We start from the raw sequence: 15,096 nt of genomic DNA, 5'->3' as shown, positions 1-15,096 counted from the left end.
TGCTGACGCTTGAGTCGGCTTATGCACAGACCGCATCAACTTGATGATTTTTTGGCGTTTGAGCCGCGCATTGTACCTGCATAGAATGGCTTGGCCACTTGGATGGCCCTACAAAAACACCGGAGACAAACATGACTGATTCCCCAACGCCGCTGGGTACACGCCGCCGCTTTTTGAAAACCACCGGACTGCTGTCGCTGGCGGGTATGGCCCCTTCCCTGGGACGTCAGGCCTTCGCAAAAACCGCTCCCGGTCCGGGCACGGCTCAAGACATCATCATGGCCGACGCGTTGACTCTGTCGGGCTGGATCGCACAACGCCAAGTCTCCTGCCACGAAGTGATGGTGGCCTATCTGGACCACATCGCCCGTGTGAACCCCAAGGTCAATGCCATTGTGTCCCTGCAAGAACGCAGCGGCCTGCTGGCCCAGGCCGACAAGCGCGATCAGCAACTGAAAGCTGGTCAGTACATGGGCTGGATGCACGGCATGCCCCAGGCACCCAAAGATCTGGCGGCCACGGTCGATATTGTCACCACCAGCGGTTCACCGATTTTCAAGGACTATCTGCCCAAACAAGATGCCATTGTCGTGGAGCGCGTGCGGCAATCCGGTGCCATTCTGATCGGTAAAACCAATACCCCGGAATTTGGCCTGGGGTCGCATACCTACAACTCCGTGTTCGGTACCACCGGCAATGCCTACCAGCCCGATCTGTGTGCTGGCGGCAGCAGTGGCGGGGCCGCCGTGGCCCTGGCCACCCGCATGTTGCCCGTCGCTGATGGCAGCGACATGATGGGCTCCCTGCGCAACCCCGGTGCTTTCAACAACGTCTACGGCTTTCGCCCCTCCCAAGGCCGCGTGCCCTATGGCCCGTCCTCCGAAGTGTTCTTCCAGCAAATGGGCTACGAAGGCCCCATGGGCCGTACCGTGTCCGACCTGGCCATGCTGCTGTCCACCCAGGCCGGTTTCGATGCTCGCGCCCCGCTTAGCATCGGTCAAGACCCACAACAATTCGCCGGGAAACTGCAACGCGACTTCAAAGGCACCCGCATTGGCTGGCTGGGCGACTACAACGGTTACCTGCCTATGGAAGCCGGCATCCTGGACCTGTGCCAAAACGCATTGAAGAGCTTTGAAGCCATAGGCTGCACCGTTGAAGCGGCCCAGCCCGACTACTCCATGGAGCAGCTATGGCAAACCTGGCTGACGCTGCGCCACTTCACCGTAGCCGGAAGCGCACAGGGCCTGTACGCCAAACCGGAACTGCGCGCCCAAATGAAGCCTGAGGCGATCTGGGAAGTAGCGGGGGGCCTGAACCTGAGCGGGGCGCAGGTCTATCAAGCCTCCATCAACCGCAGCAAATGGTACGAAAGCCTGCGCAAGCTGTTCCAGACCTACGACTATCTGGTGCTGCCTACCGCCCAGGTCTTCCCCTTTGCTGGCACCACCCACTGGCCTGGCGAAATCGCCGGGCGCAGAATGGACACCTACCACCGCTGGATGGAAATCGTGATCGGCGGCTCTCTGGCAGGGCTGCCCGTCATGAACGTGCCTGCGGGCTTTAACGAAGCCGGATTGCCCATGGGCTTACAGATCATGGGCCCTGCACAGGCCGACATGGCGGTGCTGCAACTGTCCTACGCCTATGAGCAGGCCACACAGTGGGTGCAAAAACGTAAACCTGCCTTGCTGACTTAAGCAAATCTGATTACACACCCTCCATTTACAAAACCTGACGTTTTTAACTGTTTCAAAAACGCAAAACGATAGACGCCTAAAAACTCCATACCTAAGATAAGCAGAGCGGTCCGAATCCCAGACCGGCAAACACAGAACAGGAGTAGCACGATGGGTATTATCTCCATGATTATTGTGGGCTTTATCGTAGGCTTGCTGGCACGAGCCATCATGCCTGGCGATCAAAAAATGGGATGGATAATGACCACCATCCTGGGTATTGTCGGCTCCTTTGTCGCAGGCTACCTGGGACAAACCATGGGCTGGTACGTGCCTGGTGAAGGCGCAGGCTGGATCGGTTCCATTGTGGGTGCCATCATCGTCCTGTTTATCTACGGACTGGTCAGCAAGAAAGCGTAAAACGCCGTATAAATACAAAACGGCAGCCTTGCAGCTAATGTGATTGGCGATCCGAAACATCACCACACACGGCTGCAAGGCTGCTACACAACCATTTGCTAGTCTGCATGAGGCTCGATTCGCCGATACCTGTCGATACGCGACTCTGACTCACAGAAAAAATAGACAATAAGTCATTGACCGCCAGCGCGTAAACACAAAAAGCCTGACGCTCCCGGAGCCAGTCATGCCCTACACCATCACCTTGAGTCGCATTTACGACGCCGTCCATGAGCCTGCCGGCAAATCGGCCCGGGTACTCACAGACCGCCTCTGGCCACGCGGCCTGAGCAAAGGCGAATTGGGCGACATCCAGTGGCTGCACGAGGCCAGCCCCACAAGTGAATTACGCAAAAGCTTTCATAGCGGCGATCTTTCGCCCGAGCAATTCCAGCGTCGCTATCAGGAACAGCTAGAGCATGATCCTGATTCCTTGCTCTCCTTGATGAAGCTGGCCCGCAAAGGCGAACTGCAATTGCTAACCGCCACCCACGACCCGCAAACCTCGTACCTGACGGTGCTCAAACAGGCTGTGATTCAGGCTTTGCTTGAAGAAGATCGCATACACGACGGCAATGAACCCAGCTCGCCGGTTTGCTATGCGCACTTAATGAAAGATGAAAAGAAATAAGCCGGGGTTTATTATTCCTGCGCCTGCCTGACAGCGTTAGCATTCGGCCCATTACGCGCCCCCAGCAAACGCTGCACCAAGCTCTGCACACAGGTCTCCCGCCGCGAATCCGGCGCATAGTCTGAGCGCAAGGTAGACCAGGTCGGATGTATCCGTGCCTGCGCCAGTTCCTCCGGCAGGCCTTGCGCCCGCCAGACATTCAATTCCCGCTGCAAGGCCTGATCGAAATTCTCGGCATCAATCTCGCCCAGGCGAATCGGCGTCTGTGCGGCATGACCGCGCCGCTCCAAAGCCGCAATCAAGCTTAGCTGCCGCACAGCCAGCAAACGCAGCACGGCATCATCCACGCTAAGTTCCGTCTCGCCCCGCAACTTGCCCATCAAACGCTGGCCCCACTTATCCGCGCCTTGCCACAAACCACCGGCCAAGGCGCCCAGAACCGTCCCGGTTCCCAGGCTCAGGCCACCTGTCATCACATCCAGCGTGGCGCCTGCCATGGCACCTGCAGCCACACCCTTGCCCAACTGCACGCCAAATTCCTTCAAAGCCTGGGGATCAAACAAGTCCATGCCCCAACGGCCGCCCTCGAAATGCAGCAAATCCGCCACCACATCCTGACGGCCAAAGCTGTAGCGCTTGAGCAAAGCCTGCACGCTCTTGGCTTCGCGCGCCAACACCGGCTCCCTTAGCTGCTGTGCCGCCAGCTCCATGGACTCCTTGTCCGAGGGTGTACTGACACGCCAGGCCGCCACATCAATCAACAGCTCTGCCAGCAAGCGCAAGGCATCCCGACGCCGCAATACTGCCTGCTGCGCCAAATCCACCTTCAACTGCTGCAACACCCCAGCATGCGTCTCCAGCAGCACCGCCAGCTTGTCGTACAGCAAGGCCTCGCCATCCAAAGCCGGTGCCACTGTATCGAATTCCGCCAAGGCATGAAGACCCAAGCGCGCCAAGGCACTGCGCCATTCCTGCACCCGCGCCTGCGGGCTACGAACGAAATTGAGAACAGGCAGCAACGGCCGCCCGCTATAGGCCAGCAAGGTCAGTTCGTCCTTATGCTTGCTCAAGACCGGATCGCGCGCATCCACCACATACAAGCCTGCATCGCAGGATTGCAGCTTGCGCAACACGCGCGCTTCTTGCTCGAAACGGCCCTGTGCCGCTGGGGATTCCAGAAAACGACGTACCCGCTCTGGCCCATCAATACGTTCACCGGCTTGGCTGAGCTGATCCATGAAGTCCAGCAAGGCCATGCTGTCTTCCAGACCAGGAGTGTCGAACAACTCCACCAAAGCCTCGCCGTCCACCGTCAGCCTGGCGCCTTCCACATGCCGTGTGGTGCCAGGGCTATTGCTGACCTGACCGAACTCCGTGTCCCGTGTCAGGGTACGCAGCAAAGAGGTCTTGCCCGTATTGGTGTGACCCACCACCGCCAGCGTCAAAGCCGCAGCACTCATGATGGCTCCTTCAAAGACAAGTCAGGCCATTGATCGTGAATCTGCCCAGGCGCAAAGCCTGCCGCCACCAAACGCTCATGCCAGCTACGACGGCGCGTTTGATCCGGATCGGCCATGGCTTCATCCAGCAACACCACATCGGACTGCTGGGCCAATTGTGCCCATTCAACCAGCGTTGCCACCACCCCGCGATCCGGCGTCTGAGCGGCATCACAGACCATCAACAAATGACGAGGGCTGGCAGACTGCAAGCGGCCCAGAATATCCAGACGCTCGGCCCGCGAGTCCACCCGCCCCAGATCCTGCATCTGCGCCTGCATGAAAGCAGGGGGCCAGCTATGTTCTGGTGGCAACTCCAACCCCACCACACACAGTGCATTGGCCGCCAAAGGCGTGCTTGGCTGGTTTTGAATGCGCGCCACTCTGTCGGGCGACGCCAATTCATCCACACCCGTCGGCTCGCTAACGGGCATCAAACGAGGACGCAGCTCTGCCAAACCCGGCAAGCTGTCGTCCAGACTCAGACGAGCCGTGTGCTTACGCCATTGCCACAGGCTCCAGGCCAAAGCCAGCACACGAGGCAGCAAACCGTAAGTCACCACCGCGCCCAACAGCCAGCTGGACCACAGGGCCTGAGCCTGGGCATCGAGCATTTGCAGGCCATCGCTGCTACGTATGGTGAGGGTATCGGGCAGGGCAAAGCCCAACAAGGATGGCAGGGCGCCCAGGCCTTCAACCAGCCAGACAAAGGTATCCGGCGTCAAAAGCGTGGTTTCCCAATTGAAGTGATAGCGGCGTGAGGCCAGCAGTAGCAGCAGGGTGCTCAGGGCCGACAAAAAGGCCAGCACCCACAAGCTATGGCTGATCAGACCGGCCAACCAGGATTGGCTGCCCCGGCGCGCCAGCACGGCGGCAAAAGCCTGGGGAACCAGACTGGCGTCGCCTTTGACGAAGCGGCGACTAAGCCACCACCAGGCATCACCGGCCCAACTGCCTGTGCCGCTACTTTTGCCCGACCAGGCCAGGCTGAACAGCCAGAAAATAAAAGTCAGTACGTGCAGACCCAGCAACGCCCCCAAAGCCGTCACTACATTCACGGCTCGACTGCCATCGCCCAATGCACCCGCAGCTGTACCAGCCCCGGCCAGCAAAGCCAGCACCGCCATGGCAATCAATAGAAGGCGGGCAACACGCCACCAGCGCGTCCAGGCTTGTTCCAGCCCATCGCGTCGCGCCAGCGCCAAGGCCCGAGCCGACACACGTTGGGCAAAGGGGCCGCCTGCAGCCCGCGCACGGCGCGATTCAGACAGGTCTTCAACAGGCCCCCACAGGGTCTCGCGCAAACGTATGGCTTCAACCAGAGTTTGCTGCTGCCAGGAGCCGACGGATTCAGACGGTTTCATGGCACTGGCCATCACTTAAAGAAGTACAGGTTCGTCAGGCAAGGCATTGACTGCCGCCGCGCCCGGAGTCTGCGCTGGAGCTCCTTGCTGCAAGACGGTTTCAATCGCGCTGACAGCGGCCAGCAAACCAGACAAATACTCACGCGAGGCCAGATCTTTTTCCAACTGCTGACAGATCTGCGCCCATTGAGCCTGATCGGCCTTGATACCCCGGTCTGCAATGATGTGGATACGGCGCTGACCCAAGGCCAGATACAGCAAGACGCCGGAGTTCAAGGGCGTGTCCCAGACACGCAAACGACCGAAGACCTCAAGGGCACGCTGGGCGCTATCGGCTTCATGGGCGGGCAAAACCGCTTCAATCGCCACGACCAGTTCACCACTATGGTTCTCTTCACCCTTGCGGATCTGCTCAGCCAGATGGCCCAACATTTCGGCATTGAAATGACGACGGCGCAGCCATTGGCCTTGCACCGATGCCCAACCCGACAATTCTTTCCAATTCACACTCATGTCGCTCCCCTGTGGCCTTACCAACTACCGGAAGCGCCACCGCCTCCGCTACCGCCACCACCGCCGCCGCTGCCTCCGCCAAAACCGCCGAAGCCACCACCACTGCTGCCACCATTCCCGCCAAAACCACCGGAGGAATAACCGCCCAAGCCGCCAATGACACCACCCCGGCGCGAGGCACGCCCGGAACTGGACTTGCCGCCTGCCCCAAAGAGTCGGCCAATCATGCTCAAGCCTGCACCGACAACAGCGGCAAGCAGGGCCAGGCCAATACTGCCCGACACCACCAGCGTGAACACACCAGCAGCAAAGGCGGCAAACAAAGGCGAAGCAAAAAATACAATCGCGCCTACAGCCAGCAAAGGCTCCCAGAACACACCTTCTTCACCCGACGAGGTGACAGGGGCATTTTTAGGAGGAGGGGGAAGCTCTTCGCCGTTGACCAGACCCACCAGACTATCGGCTGCGGCCTGGATACCGGCATAGAAGTTGCCTTCGATAAAACGAGGCGTCATCTGTTCGCGGATGATGCGCCCCGCCTGCAAGTCCGTGACCGCGCCTTCCAGACCATAGCCGGTCTGGATACGCATACGGCGATCATCCTTGGCCACTAGCAGCAAGATGCCATCGTCCACTTTCTTGCGGCCAATTTCCCACTGATCAAAGACACGCAACGCGTATTGTTCGATGGTTTCTTCGCCTGTGGTAGGTACCATCAGAATCACGACCTGCGCGCCCTTTTCCTGTTCCACGGCTTTGAGCTGCTGGTTCAGGGCGTCTTTTTGATCCGGGCTAAGGGTGCCCGTGGTATCCGTTACCCACCCCGCAATGGCGGGAATCGGTTCAGGTTTGGCCTGCGCCTGCGTCCAGGGCCAGCACAGCAATAACAAGGCCATCAACAAACCACAGGCCCAGACCAGCCTGCCAGAACGTGCAGACCCAGGCCCAGCAGTCAGTGCAAGATCGTGCACGTTCATGACTCCACCTCCAGAATTAATCAATACCCAGCAGGAGCGGGGGTCGCAGGAATATCAAACTTGACCTCGGGGTCACGCGTGATTTCGCTCTGACGATCCACACCGTAGTTTTCCTTGACCTTGTAGCCAAACAGCTTGGCGGTAATCAGGGTAGGGAACTGACGGATGAACAGGTTGTATTCCTGCACCGTCTGTACATAACGGCCGCGTTCGGTGGCAATACGGTTTTCCGTGCCTTCCAGCTGCGTCATCAAGTCGCGGAACAGGCCATCGCTTTTCAGTTGCGGGTAGTTTTCCGACACGGCGATCAAACGCGATAGCGCCGAAGACAACTGATTCTGGGCTTCCTGGAAGCGAGCCATCACTTCGGGGTTGTCCAGATCATCCACTTTCATCTGAATGGTGCCGACCTTGGCGCGCGCCTCGGTAACCTGCGTCAGCACCGCGCGCTCGTTCACCATATAGGCATTGACCGAGCTGACCAGCTTGGGCACCAGTTCGGCGCGGCGCTCGTATTGATTCAAGGTTTGCGACCAAGCGGCCTTGACCTGCTCGTCCAGGCGCTGGATCTCGTTATACCCACAACCCGACAGCAAAACCGCCACGCTGCTGATAAAGACCCATCGTATCCATGATGTCATGATTTTTTTCCTGCAAAAATAAGCAGATAAACAACAAAAACGGGTTACGACCCATTTGCTCGGGCACGTGCCAAACAGAGCCCGGCGGTCCGTGCACGCCAAGCGTAAACCGCGTACCGCAGCATAACAAGTACGTCTATGGCGGCGCTTAACAATTTCTGTCAAATCCGGCAGGGCAATCCGCCTGACCGTTTACGTTTGAAGCAGGTTGTTTTAACGCTACCGCTCAAAATGATACAAGATGGTCAATGAGGATTTTTACTAATTTCACGCTATAATGGCAGATTGCGCAGCGCACCAATCACTGCGCCTCTTGCAGCAGGCGGCGTTCTTGCCCCTGCCGTGGCATTGTCGCCATAACAAAACACCTTAGCCTGGATTGGTAGGGCCCCAAAGAGGGCTTTTGGGCTAGTCACTGGAAAATTCTTGGACTCTCAAATCACTTTTGCCTCTCTTGAGCTGGCAGAACCTCTGTTGCGTGCTGTAACCGACGCAGGCTATACCCACCCCACCCCTATTCAAGCCCAGGCCATCCCCAAGGTCATTGAAGGTGGCGACCTGTTGGCTGCCGCTCAAACCGGCACCGGCAAGACCGCAGGCTTTACCCTGCCTATCTTGCACCGTCTGCTGAACAACCCTCAGCAAAACCGTAAACCAGGCCGCCCACGTGCGCTGATCCTGGCCCCTACCCGTGAACTGGCCGCCCAGGTTGAAGAATCGGTACGTTTGTACAGCCAGCACACCCGTCTGCGCTCGATGGTCATGTTTGGTGGCGTGAACATCAACCCCCAGTTCCATGCGCTGCGCAAGCCCTTGGACATTCTGGTGGCTACTCCTGGCCGTTTGCTGGACCACGTGCGTCAACGCACCGTGGACCTGACCGGCGTGGAAATCCTGGTACTGGACGAAGCCGACCGCATGCTGGACATGGGCTTTATCCGCGACATTCGCAAGATCATCAGCCTGATGCCGGTTGATCGCCAGACTCTGCTGTTCTCGGCGACTTTCTCGGACGAAATCCGTGAACTGGCCCGTGGTTCGCTGAACAACCCTGACGAAGTGGCCGTTGCTGCCCGCAACACCACCAACGAACTGATTACCCAGCAAGTGATTCTGGCTGACCAGGCACACAAGCGTGATCTGCTGAGCCACATCATCCGCGAAAGCGGCTGGAACCAGGTTCTGGTGTTCTGCCGCACCAAGCACGGTGCCAATCGTTTGGCCGAAAAACTGTCCAAGGACGGTATGGCCGCTGAAGCCCTGCACGGCAACAAGAGCCAGGCGGCTCGTACCCGTGCGCTGGCCGGCTTCAAGAACGGCAAGGTTGTGGTACTGGTTGCCACCGACATCGCCGCACGTGGTCTGGACATTGATCAACTGCCTTACGTGGTCAACTTCGAACTGCCTAACGTTCCTGAAGACTACGTTCACCGCATTGGCCGTACTGGCCGTGCCGGTAGCGAAGGCGTGGCTCTGTCGCTGGTGGATCGCAGCGAAATGCGTTTACTCAAGCAGATCGAGCGCATGACCCGCAATCCTATCGAACGCATCGTGGTGGAAGGCTGGACGCCTCCTTCGCGCGCCGCTCTGGCTGAAGAAGCCAAGGAAGACACCTACGCAGAGCGCCGCTTCAACAGCGCTCCTGGCGCTCGTGCTCCTGGTGCCCGTCGCCCTAACGGTGGTGGTCAAGGTCGCTCCGCTGAAGGCCGTGGTGGCAATGGCGAAAGCCGTCCGCGCCGTCCTGGCAACGACAACCGCCCACGTCGCAGCGCCGCTCCTGGCGGTGCAGGCGGTGGCGCAGCCCGTGCTGGCCAAGGTCGCCCCGGTGGCCGTCAAGACAGCCGCGGCCCGAACCGCAGCAACCGCAGTTCCGCACAAGCCAAAGCCTAAACCCTGCAAAGGGACTGTGCCTGCCAAAGGCGGGCACAGCGCCCGCCTTTGAACCGAGCACACCATGGCACTGAGCACCTGGCTCGCCTTTTTTGCGGCTTCCTGGGTTATTTCGTTTTCACCTGGCCCAGGTGCGATTTCCTCCATGTCCTCCGGCCTGAAATACGGCTTCAAGCGTGGCTACTGGATGGCTATAGGCCTGAATATCGGGATCATGATCCAGATATTCATCATCAGCCTGGGATTGGGCCAAGTCCTGGCGCGCTCGGAACTGGCGTTCACCACGCTTAAATGGTTGGGTGCCGCCTACCTGATTTATCTGGGCTGGAAGCAATTGCGCACCGACGCCATGCCGGTGCAGGTCACAGGTCAGGAACCCAGCGACTTTCGTATTCGCGATTTGTTGATACGGGGTTGCCTGATCAATATCACCAACCCCAAGGGTCTGGTATTTTTGCTGGCCATCATGCCCCAGTTTCTGGACTTGAATCGGCCCATGCCGCTGCAATACCTGCTGATCGCCATGACCCTGTGCTTTACGGATCTGGTGGCCATGGGTTGCTACACGTCGCTGGCCGCTCGCATGTTGCATTTGCTGCGTCAGGCCAGCCATGTCCGGCTGCTGAACCGCGTGTTCGGTTCGCTATTTATTCTGGCAGGGACGGTATTGGCCAGCGTGTCGCGTTAGCCTTGTGCACGCATCAGCTTGCCCCCAAGCTCTGCTTTACGGATAATTCGCTCACTGTTTTCCACGCGCCAGACTGGCGCTGCCACAAGGATTTTCAATGTCGTCCGGTGACATACGCTCTGAAGTCAAGAAACGCCGCACCTTTGCCATTATTTCTCACCCTGACGCGGGTAAGACCACACTGACAGAAAAACTGCTGTTGTTCGCGGGTGCGATTCAGATTGCAGGTAGCGTCAAGGCCCGTAAAGCCAGCCGTCACGCCTCCTCGGACTGGATGGAAATTGAAAAGCAACGTGGTATTTCGGTGGCCTCCTCGGTCATGCAGATGGAATACCGCGACTGCGTGATCAACTTGCTGGACACCCCCGGTCACCAGGACTTCTCCGAAGACACCTACCGTGTGCTGACCGCCGTGGACGCCGCCTTGATGGTGATTGACGCGGCCAACGGTGTGGAACCGCAAACCATTCGCCTCTTGCAAGTGTGCCGGGCCCGCAATACGCCCATCATCACTTTCGTGAACAAGCTGGACCGCGAAGTTCAAGAGCCGCTGGATGTGCTGTCGGAAATCGAATCGCACCTGGGCATGGAAGTGGTGCCGTTTTCCTGGCCTATCGGGATGGCACGTCGCTTTGGCGGTGTGTTCAATCTGCGCGCCAATCATATGCGTGTGTTCAAGCCCGGTCAGGAACGTCATGGCGAGGATGAAATCATCCCTGGCCTGGACAACCCTGTGATTGCCGAACGCTTTGGCGAGCCCTTTGCAAAGGCTCAGGAAGAAATCGAGCTGCTCAATGCTGCAGCCCCCGAATTCGATCTGGACCTGTTCCTGGCTGGCAAGCAAACCCCCGTTTTCTTTGGCTCGGCCATCAACAACTTTGGTGTGCAGGAAGTGCTGGACGCACTGGTTGATCTGGCTCCTTCTCCTGGCCCACGCGCTGCCTTGCAGCGTGAAGTGCAGCCGGACGAGCCCAAGTTCAGTGGTGTGGTGTTCAAGGTGCAAGCCAATATGGACCCCGCCCACCGTGACCGCGTGGCCTTTGTGCGCGTCAGCTCCGGCCATTTCAAGCGCGGGATGAAACTGAAAGTGTCTCGTACCGGCAAGGAAATTCGCCCCAATAACGTGGTGTCCTTCCTGTCGCAACGCCGTGAACTGCTGGATGATGCCTTTGCTGGCGACATTATCGGTGTGCCCAACCACGGCATCCTGCAATTGGGCGACGTGCTGACCGAAGGCGAAAACCTGCAATTTACCGGGCTGCCTTTCTTCGCCCCCGAACTGTTCCAGTCCATTGAGGTCAAAGACCCATTGCGCACCAAGCAATTGCGTACCGGCCTGACCCAGCTGGGTGAAGAGGGCGCCATTCAGGTGTTCCGTCCCCATATGGCAGGCGGCATGATGCTGCTGGGCGCGGTTGGCCAACTGCAGTTTGAAGTGGTGGCCCACCGCCTGAAAACGGAGTACGGTGTGGAAGCGCGCCTGTCGTCCAGCCGCTTCAATATGGCTCGCTGGGTAACAGCCAAAGACCCCAAGGACATGAAGAAGTTTATCGAGACCAACGCGGGCAATATTGCTTATGACGTGGTCGAGGCCACTGCCTTTTTAGCAAGCTCGCCTGCGCAGTTGCGCGTGGCTCAGGAGCTGAATCCGGGCATTGAATTCCACGCATTACGTGAACATGGTGGACACGTTTTCGGGGATGCCGTCTAATTCTGTCACAAGAGCAGGGCCGACATTTCGCTACAATGACGGCTCTTTTCTTTTAATTACGCGCATCCGGCCGACCGGATTGCCCCTGATTCAACCGAGACATCGCTTATGCCCTGGCGTTTTATCATTGCTGTCTTGCTGCTGGCCGCAGGTGCTTCAGTGTGGGGCGGCCTGGAACTGGGGAACTGGCTAATCGCGCACGGCCCTGAAAAGTCCATGGCGGTCAGCACCCCCGACCCGTCAGACTTGCCTACGCTTGATGCCGATGGCAAACCCTTTACCGCGCAACCGCCGCAGCCTTTACCCAATGGCCGCCTGGGAGTGCCGCAAGCACCCACACCGATCGCTTGGGAAATTGACACGTCCACGCTGACGGAAGAAAAGCCACCTATTGCCTTGGCCACCACGTCCATTTCGCTGGAGCAGGCCATTCAAATTGCCATGACCGAGCAGAACCGGGAGTTGCAAGGGATTGCTCGTGTAAACCTGGGTGGCTCCGAGCCTATCCAGCCGGTAGATATAGGCACGCCCCCACCACCGCCACCACAAGATATTCAAGTGGCCGGCAACAATAACGGTGCCTGGCAGGCACAGCTGCAGCAAGAGTTGAATGCCTGTAGCCAAAAAGGCTTTTTCGATCGCCCAAGTTGTTCCTGGGATGCCCGCAACAAGTACTGCGGTCCGAACAATGCCTGGGGCAAGGTGCCTGGCTGCCCAAGCAAGTCCTTCTAAGCTGTCTGTAGTCGCTTCCCAGGCTACGCTGCCTTTGCAATTGAAGGCTTCGTTTCCAGAGCAGGAAGCTGCCAAGGACAATAAAAAAGCACCCGTTAGTAACGGGTGCTTTTTTTTGGTCTGACCACACAAAGACTTATTCGTGGTCGCCCATCTGCGATTGCAGGTAGTTTTGCAGGCCCACTTTTTCGATCAGCTCCAGCTGTGTACCCAGCCAATCGATGTGCTCTTCGGTGTCGTCCAGAATCTTCAAGAACAAATCACGCGACACGTAGTCGCGGGTGGACTCACAGTACTCGATAGCCTCTACCACGGTCTGACGGGCAGCCTGTTCCAGCTTCAGGTCACAGCCCAACAGTTCAGGCACGTTCTCACCGATCATGATCTTGTGCATGTCCTGCAGGTTGGGCAGGCCGTCCAGCATGAAGATACGTTCGATCAGCATATCGGCGTGCTTCATCTCGCCGATGGACTCGTCATACTCGTGTTTGCCCAGCTTGTTAAAGCCCCAATGGTTCAACATGCGAGCGTGCAAGAAGTATTGATTGATTGCTGTTAGTTCGTTCTTTAGCTGCTTGTTCAGATGCTGAATTACCACTTTATCGCCAAACATGCTGTTCTCCTGTAAATCTGACGGCGCTCCCCCCAAGGAGCCGCCGAGCCCCCACAAATGCTGCTCACGCCACAGATCGCACTCAGGCGCGATGCAGGCAAAAACACAATGGGGGATGAATGTGACAGGCTACCATGCACGCATGTGCCATGGCTTAAAAAACAGCTAAACACCCAGAAAGCGTTGCACTTTTGGGTTAGTAACAGGACCAATAACAATCATTCCCACTAACAATAGCGGGAATGGAAAATCCTGATCAAAAACACGCGCTTAGGCGCGACAAACAAGACGGCCGAACTCAGGGGCAGGGATCAGGCTGTCGTTGGCAGCGTAATCCACCCGGGCGGTTTCAAGACTGGCAATCATGGTCTGATTGGCATAGCGTCCGCCGGGCAAATAGTCCTGAGCCGTCTCCGCGCAACAGCCACAGCAAGACGCCACGCCAAGCTGACCTTGCAGGTCTGCCAGGCTGGAAGCGCCGCCACGTACTGCTTCTTGTACTTGACGCTCGGTGATCGCGTTACATATGCAGATAAACATGAGAACTATTATTATCAAGAAACCTGAAAATATCAAGAGTCATTCTCATTAAGAACTGTCTTTCCTCGATATAGCCCTGGGAATGGCTTGCAGCCTGCCCTTGCGGTCTTGGCCTGAAAACGACAGTCGCATCAATTCTGCAATAGATGGTCCATCAACAAGCGCGCGGCGGGCGACAAGCTATAGCGGCTACGCACGCACAAGGCCACGCGACGTGAGGTCCAGGGCTCCTTGATCACGCACAAGGCCAGGCCCAGGCTTTGTACATAGGACTCGGCCACAGAACGCGGCAACATGCCAATTCCAAGCCCCGCCTCAATCATGCGGCACTGGGCATCGTAACTGGTCACCTGCACGCGGCAACGCCAGGTGCGCTCCAGTTCGCTGGCGGCACGTAACAGCAGCAAATTGGGGTGACTGCCAGTGTGCATCCCCACATAGTCGAAATCCAGCGTGTCGGCAAAGGCCAACTCCCCCCGTCCTGCCAAAGGATGGGTAGCAGGCACCAGCAACACCAGCTCGTCCTGGCGATAGTCGTAGTACTCCACCTCGGCACTGCCTACGCCTCGAATCAGTACTCCCAGATCAGCATTATTATCGGCCACCGCCTGGGCGACTCCAGCACTGATACGTTCCTCCAAGGACACCCGCACTTTGGGGTGACGCGCCATAAAAGAGCTCAAAGCCTGCGGCAAAAACTGCGTGATGGACGACAGGTTGGCCGCAATCCGCACATGCCCAGTGGCCCCGCCGGCAAAGTCGCGCATCAGCGCGCCCATGGCATCCATATCGTCCAGCAGGCGCTGGGACATGGCCGCCAATGATTTGCCCGCTGCCGTCGGATACACACCCTTGTTGCTGCGCTCAATCAGGGCTGCGCCCAGTTGCTGCTCCAGATCGCTCAGGCGCTTGCTGACCGCGGCAGGCGCAATATGAAACTGCTCGGCCGCCCCCGAGATGGTGCCGCGTTCCAGCACCAATAAAAACAGCCGTAAAGATTTGGGATCGATGTTCATAAGCCAGTATTCCATCCTAGGAAGGGCGGGTCGACAAGCACTCTGCCATCATCAATTGCGATAGCACCATCGCAATTTGACGCTGTACTCACGTCATTAGCGATGACAGACTACGCACATAATACGGAACCTGATTATTTAAG

The 15,096-nt window shown here is 57.9% G+C and carries 15 protein-coding genes; 7 read left to right on the top strand and 8 right to left on the bottom strand.

Translation table 11 applies throughout. From position 1 onward, the window contains the following. The first annotated feature begins 131 nt into the window (after positions 1 to 131). The 3 genes from ACU6HM_RS15075 (at position 132) to ACU6HM_RS15065 (ending at position 2,769) form a co-directional block, all read left to right on the top strand. A complete protein-coding gene (locus ACU6HM_RS15075; RefSeq protein WP_369326083.1) occupies positions 132 to 1,700 on the top strand; it encodes an amidase in 1,569 nt (522 codons plus the stop codon). 150 nt (positions 1,701 to 1,850) lie between these two features. Further along, a complete protein-coding gene (locus ACU6HM_RS15070) occupies positions 1,851 to 2,099 on the top strand; it encodes a GlsB/YeaQ/YmgE family stress response membrane protein (protein WP_009460226.1) in 249 nt (82 codons plus the stop codon). A 226-nt stretch (positions 2,100 to 2,325) separates the two neighbouring features. After that, complete coding sequence (locus ACU6HM_RS15065; protein ID WP_250756462.1) at positions 2,326 to 2,769, top strand: DUF488 domain-containing protein; 444 nt, start codon at positions 2,326 to 2,328, stop codon at positions 2,767 to 2,769. A gap of 11 nt (positions 2,770 to 2,780) precedes the next feature. Here ACU6HM_RS15065 and ACU6HM_RS15060 read toward each other — a convergent pair whose 3' ends face one another. The 5 genes from ACU6HM_RS15060 to ACU6HM_RS15040 are packed head-to-tail and all read right to left on the bottom strand — an operon-like array spanning position 2,781 to position 7,763. Continuing rightward, the gene (locus ACU6HM_RS15060; RefSeq protein ID WP_250756461.1) at positions 2,781 to 4,229 is read right to left on the bottom strand and encodes a DUF3482 domain-containing protein; all 1,449 of its coding nucleotides are present in this window, start codon (positions 4,227 to 4,229) and stop codon (positions 2,781 to 2,783) included. Beyond that, positions 4,226 to 5,632, bottom strand: coding sequence for a DUF2868 domain-containing protein (locus tag ACU6HM_RS15055; protein ID WP_021447112.1), 1,407 nt, complete (start codon positions 5,630 to 5,632; stop codon positions 4,226 to 4,228). The genes ACU6HM_RS15060 and ACU6HM_RS15055 overlap by 4 nt, the downstream gene beginning before the upstream one ends. 15 nt (positions 5,633 to 5,647) lie before the next feature. Further along, a complete protein-coding gene (locus ACU6HM_RS15050; RefSeq protein ID WP_021447113.1) occupies positions 5,648 to 6,145 on the bottom strand; it encodes a TPM domain-containing protein in 498 nt (165 codons plus the stop codon). A 17-nt stretch (positions 6,146 to 6,162) separates the two neighbouring features. After that, positions 6,163 to 7,122 carry a TPM domain-containing protein gene (locus ACU6HM_RS15045; protein WP_009460245.1) on the bottom strand — a complete coding sequence of 320 codons (960 nt, stop codon included), beginning with the start codon at positions 7,120 to 7,122 and terminating at the stop codon, positions 6,163 to 6,165. Positions 7,123 to 7,142: 20 nt separating this feature from the next. Then, the gene (locus ACU6HM_RS15040; protein ID WP_009460247.1) at positions 7,143 to 7,763 is read right to left on the bottom strand and encodes a LemA family protein; all 621 of its coding nucleotides are present in this window, start codon (positions 7,761 to 7,763) and stop codon (positions 7,143 to 7,145) included. A gap of 426 nt (positions 7,764 to 8,189) precedes the next feature. Between ACU6HM_RS15040 and ACU6HM_RS15035 the strand changes: the two genes are divergently transcribed. The 4 genes from ACU6HM_RS15035 (at position 8,190) to ACU6HM_RS15020 (ending at position 12,784) form a co-directional block, all read left to right on the top strand. Beyond that, complete coding sequence (locus tag ACU6HM_RS15035; RefSeq protein ID WP_009460248.1) at positions 8,190 to 9,653, top strand: DEAD/DEAH box helicase; 1,464 nt, start codon at positions 8,190 to 8,192, stop codon at positions 9,651 to 9,653. 64 nt (positions 9,654 to 9,717) lie between these two features. Next, entirely contained in the window at positions 9,718 to 10,341 is a 624-nt protein-coding gene (locus ACU6HM_RS15030; RefSeq protein ID WP_009460249.1) for a LysE family transporter, read from the top strand. 97 nt (positions 10,342 to 10,438) lie between these two features. Then, positions 10,439 to 12,052: a peptide chain release factor 3 gene (locus tag ACU6HM_RS15025; protein WP_009460250.1), complete on the top strand. Its 1,614-nt coding sequence runs from the start codon at positions 10,439 to 10,441 to the stop codon at positions 12,050 to 12,052. A gap of 108 nt (positions 12,053 to 12,160) precedes the next feature. Next, positions 12,161 to 12,784: a hypothetical protein gene (locus ACU6HM_RS15020; RefSeq protein ID WP_250756458.1), complete on the top strand. Its 624-nt coding sequence runs from the start codon at positions 12,161 to 12,163 to the stop codon at positions 12,782 to 12,784. Positions 12,785 to 12,920: 136 nt separating this feature from the next. On the opposite strand, the gene bfr is transcribed toward ACU6HM_RS15020, so the two are convergent. From bfr to ACU6HM_RS15005, 3 genes are all read right to left on the bottom strand, one after another. Further along, entirely contained in the window at positions 12,921 to 13,397 is a 477-nt protein-coding gene (bfr, locus tag ACU6HM_RS15015; RefSeq protein WP_009460252.1) for a bacterioferritin, read from the bottom strand. 270 nt (positions 13,398 to 13,667) lie between these two features. Beyond that, positions 13,668 to 13,937, bottom strand: a complete 270-nt coding sequence (locus ACU6HM_RS15010) for a (2Fe-2S)-binding protein (protein WP_009460253.1) — start codon at positions 13,935 to 13,937, stop codon at positions 13,668 to 13,670. Between the two features lie 131 nt (positions 13,938 to 14,068). Beyond that, positions 14,069 to 14,953, bottom strand: coding sequence for a LysR family transcriptional regulator (locus ACU6HM_RS15005; protein ID WP_009460254.1), 885 nt, complete (start codon positions 14,951 to 14,953; stop codon positions 14,069 to 14,071). Positions 14,954 to 15,096 lie beyond the last annotated feature (143 nt).

Source organism: Alcaligenes sp. RM2 (genome assembly GCF_052931795.1).
This window is presented reverse-complemented; position numbering and strand designations above follow the sequence as displayed.

Coding starts and splice junctions, on each gene's coding strand:
- ACU6HM_RS15070 (WP_009460226.1), top strand. CDS start 1,851: ATGGGTATTATCTCCATGATTATTGTGGGCTTTATCGTAGGCTTGCTG.
- ACU6HM_RS15075 (WP_369326083.1), top strand. CDS start 132: ATGACTGATTCCCCAACGCCGCTGGGTACACGCCGCCGCTTTTTGAAA.
- ACU6HM_RS15060 (WP_250756461.1), bottom strand. CDS start 4,229: ATGAGTGCTGCGGCTTTGACGCTGGCGGTGGTGGGTCACACCAATACG.
- ACU6HM_RS15005 (WP_009460254.1), bottom strand. CDS start 14,953: ATGAACATCGATCCCAAATCTTTACGGCTGTTTTTATTGGTGCTGGAA.
- ACU6HM_RS15030 (WP_009460249.1), top strand. CDS start 9,718: ATGGCACTGAGCACCTGGCTCGCCTTTTTTGCGGCTTCCTGGGTTATT.
- ACU6HM_RS15025 (WP_009460250.1), top strand. CDS start 10,439: ATGTCGTCCGGTGACATACGCTCTGAAGTCAAGAAACGCCGCACCTTT.
- ACU6HM_RS15040 (WP_009460247.1), bottom strand. CDS start 7,763: ATGACATCATGGATACGATGGGTCTTTATCAGCAGCGTGGCGGTTTTG.
- bfr (WP_009460252.1), bottom strand. CDS start 13,397: ATGTTTGGCGATAAAGTGGTAATTCAGCATCTGAACAAGCAGCTAAAG.
- ACU6HM_RS15010 (WP_009460253.1), bottom strand. CDS start 13,937: ATGTTTATCTGCATATGTAACGCGATCACCGAGCGTCAAGTACAAGAA.
- ACU6HM_RS15050 (WP_021447113.1), bottom strand. CDS start 6,145: ATGAGTGTGAATTGGAAAGAATTGTCGGGTTGGGCATCGGTGCAAGGC.
- ACU6HM_RS15055 (WP_021447112.1), bottom strand. CDS start 5,632: ATGAAACCGTCTGAATCCGTCGGCTCCTGGCAGCAGCAAACTCTGGTT.
- ACU6HM_RS15065 (WP_250756462.1), top strand. CDS start 2,326: ATGCCCTACACCATCACCTTGAGTCGCATTTACGACGCCGTCCATGAG.
- ACU6HM_RS15045 (WP_009460245.1), bottom strand. CDS start 7,122: ATGAACGTGCACGATCTTGCACTGACTGCTGGGCCTGGGTCTGCACGT.
- ACU6HM_RS15020 (WP_250756458.1), top strand. CDS start 12,161: ATGCCCTGGCGTTTTATCATTGCTGTCTTGCTGCTGGCCGCAGGTGCT.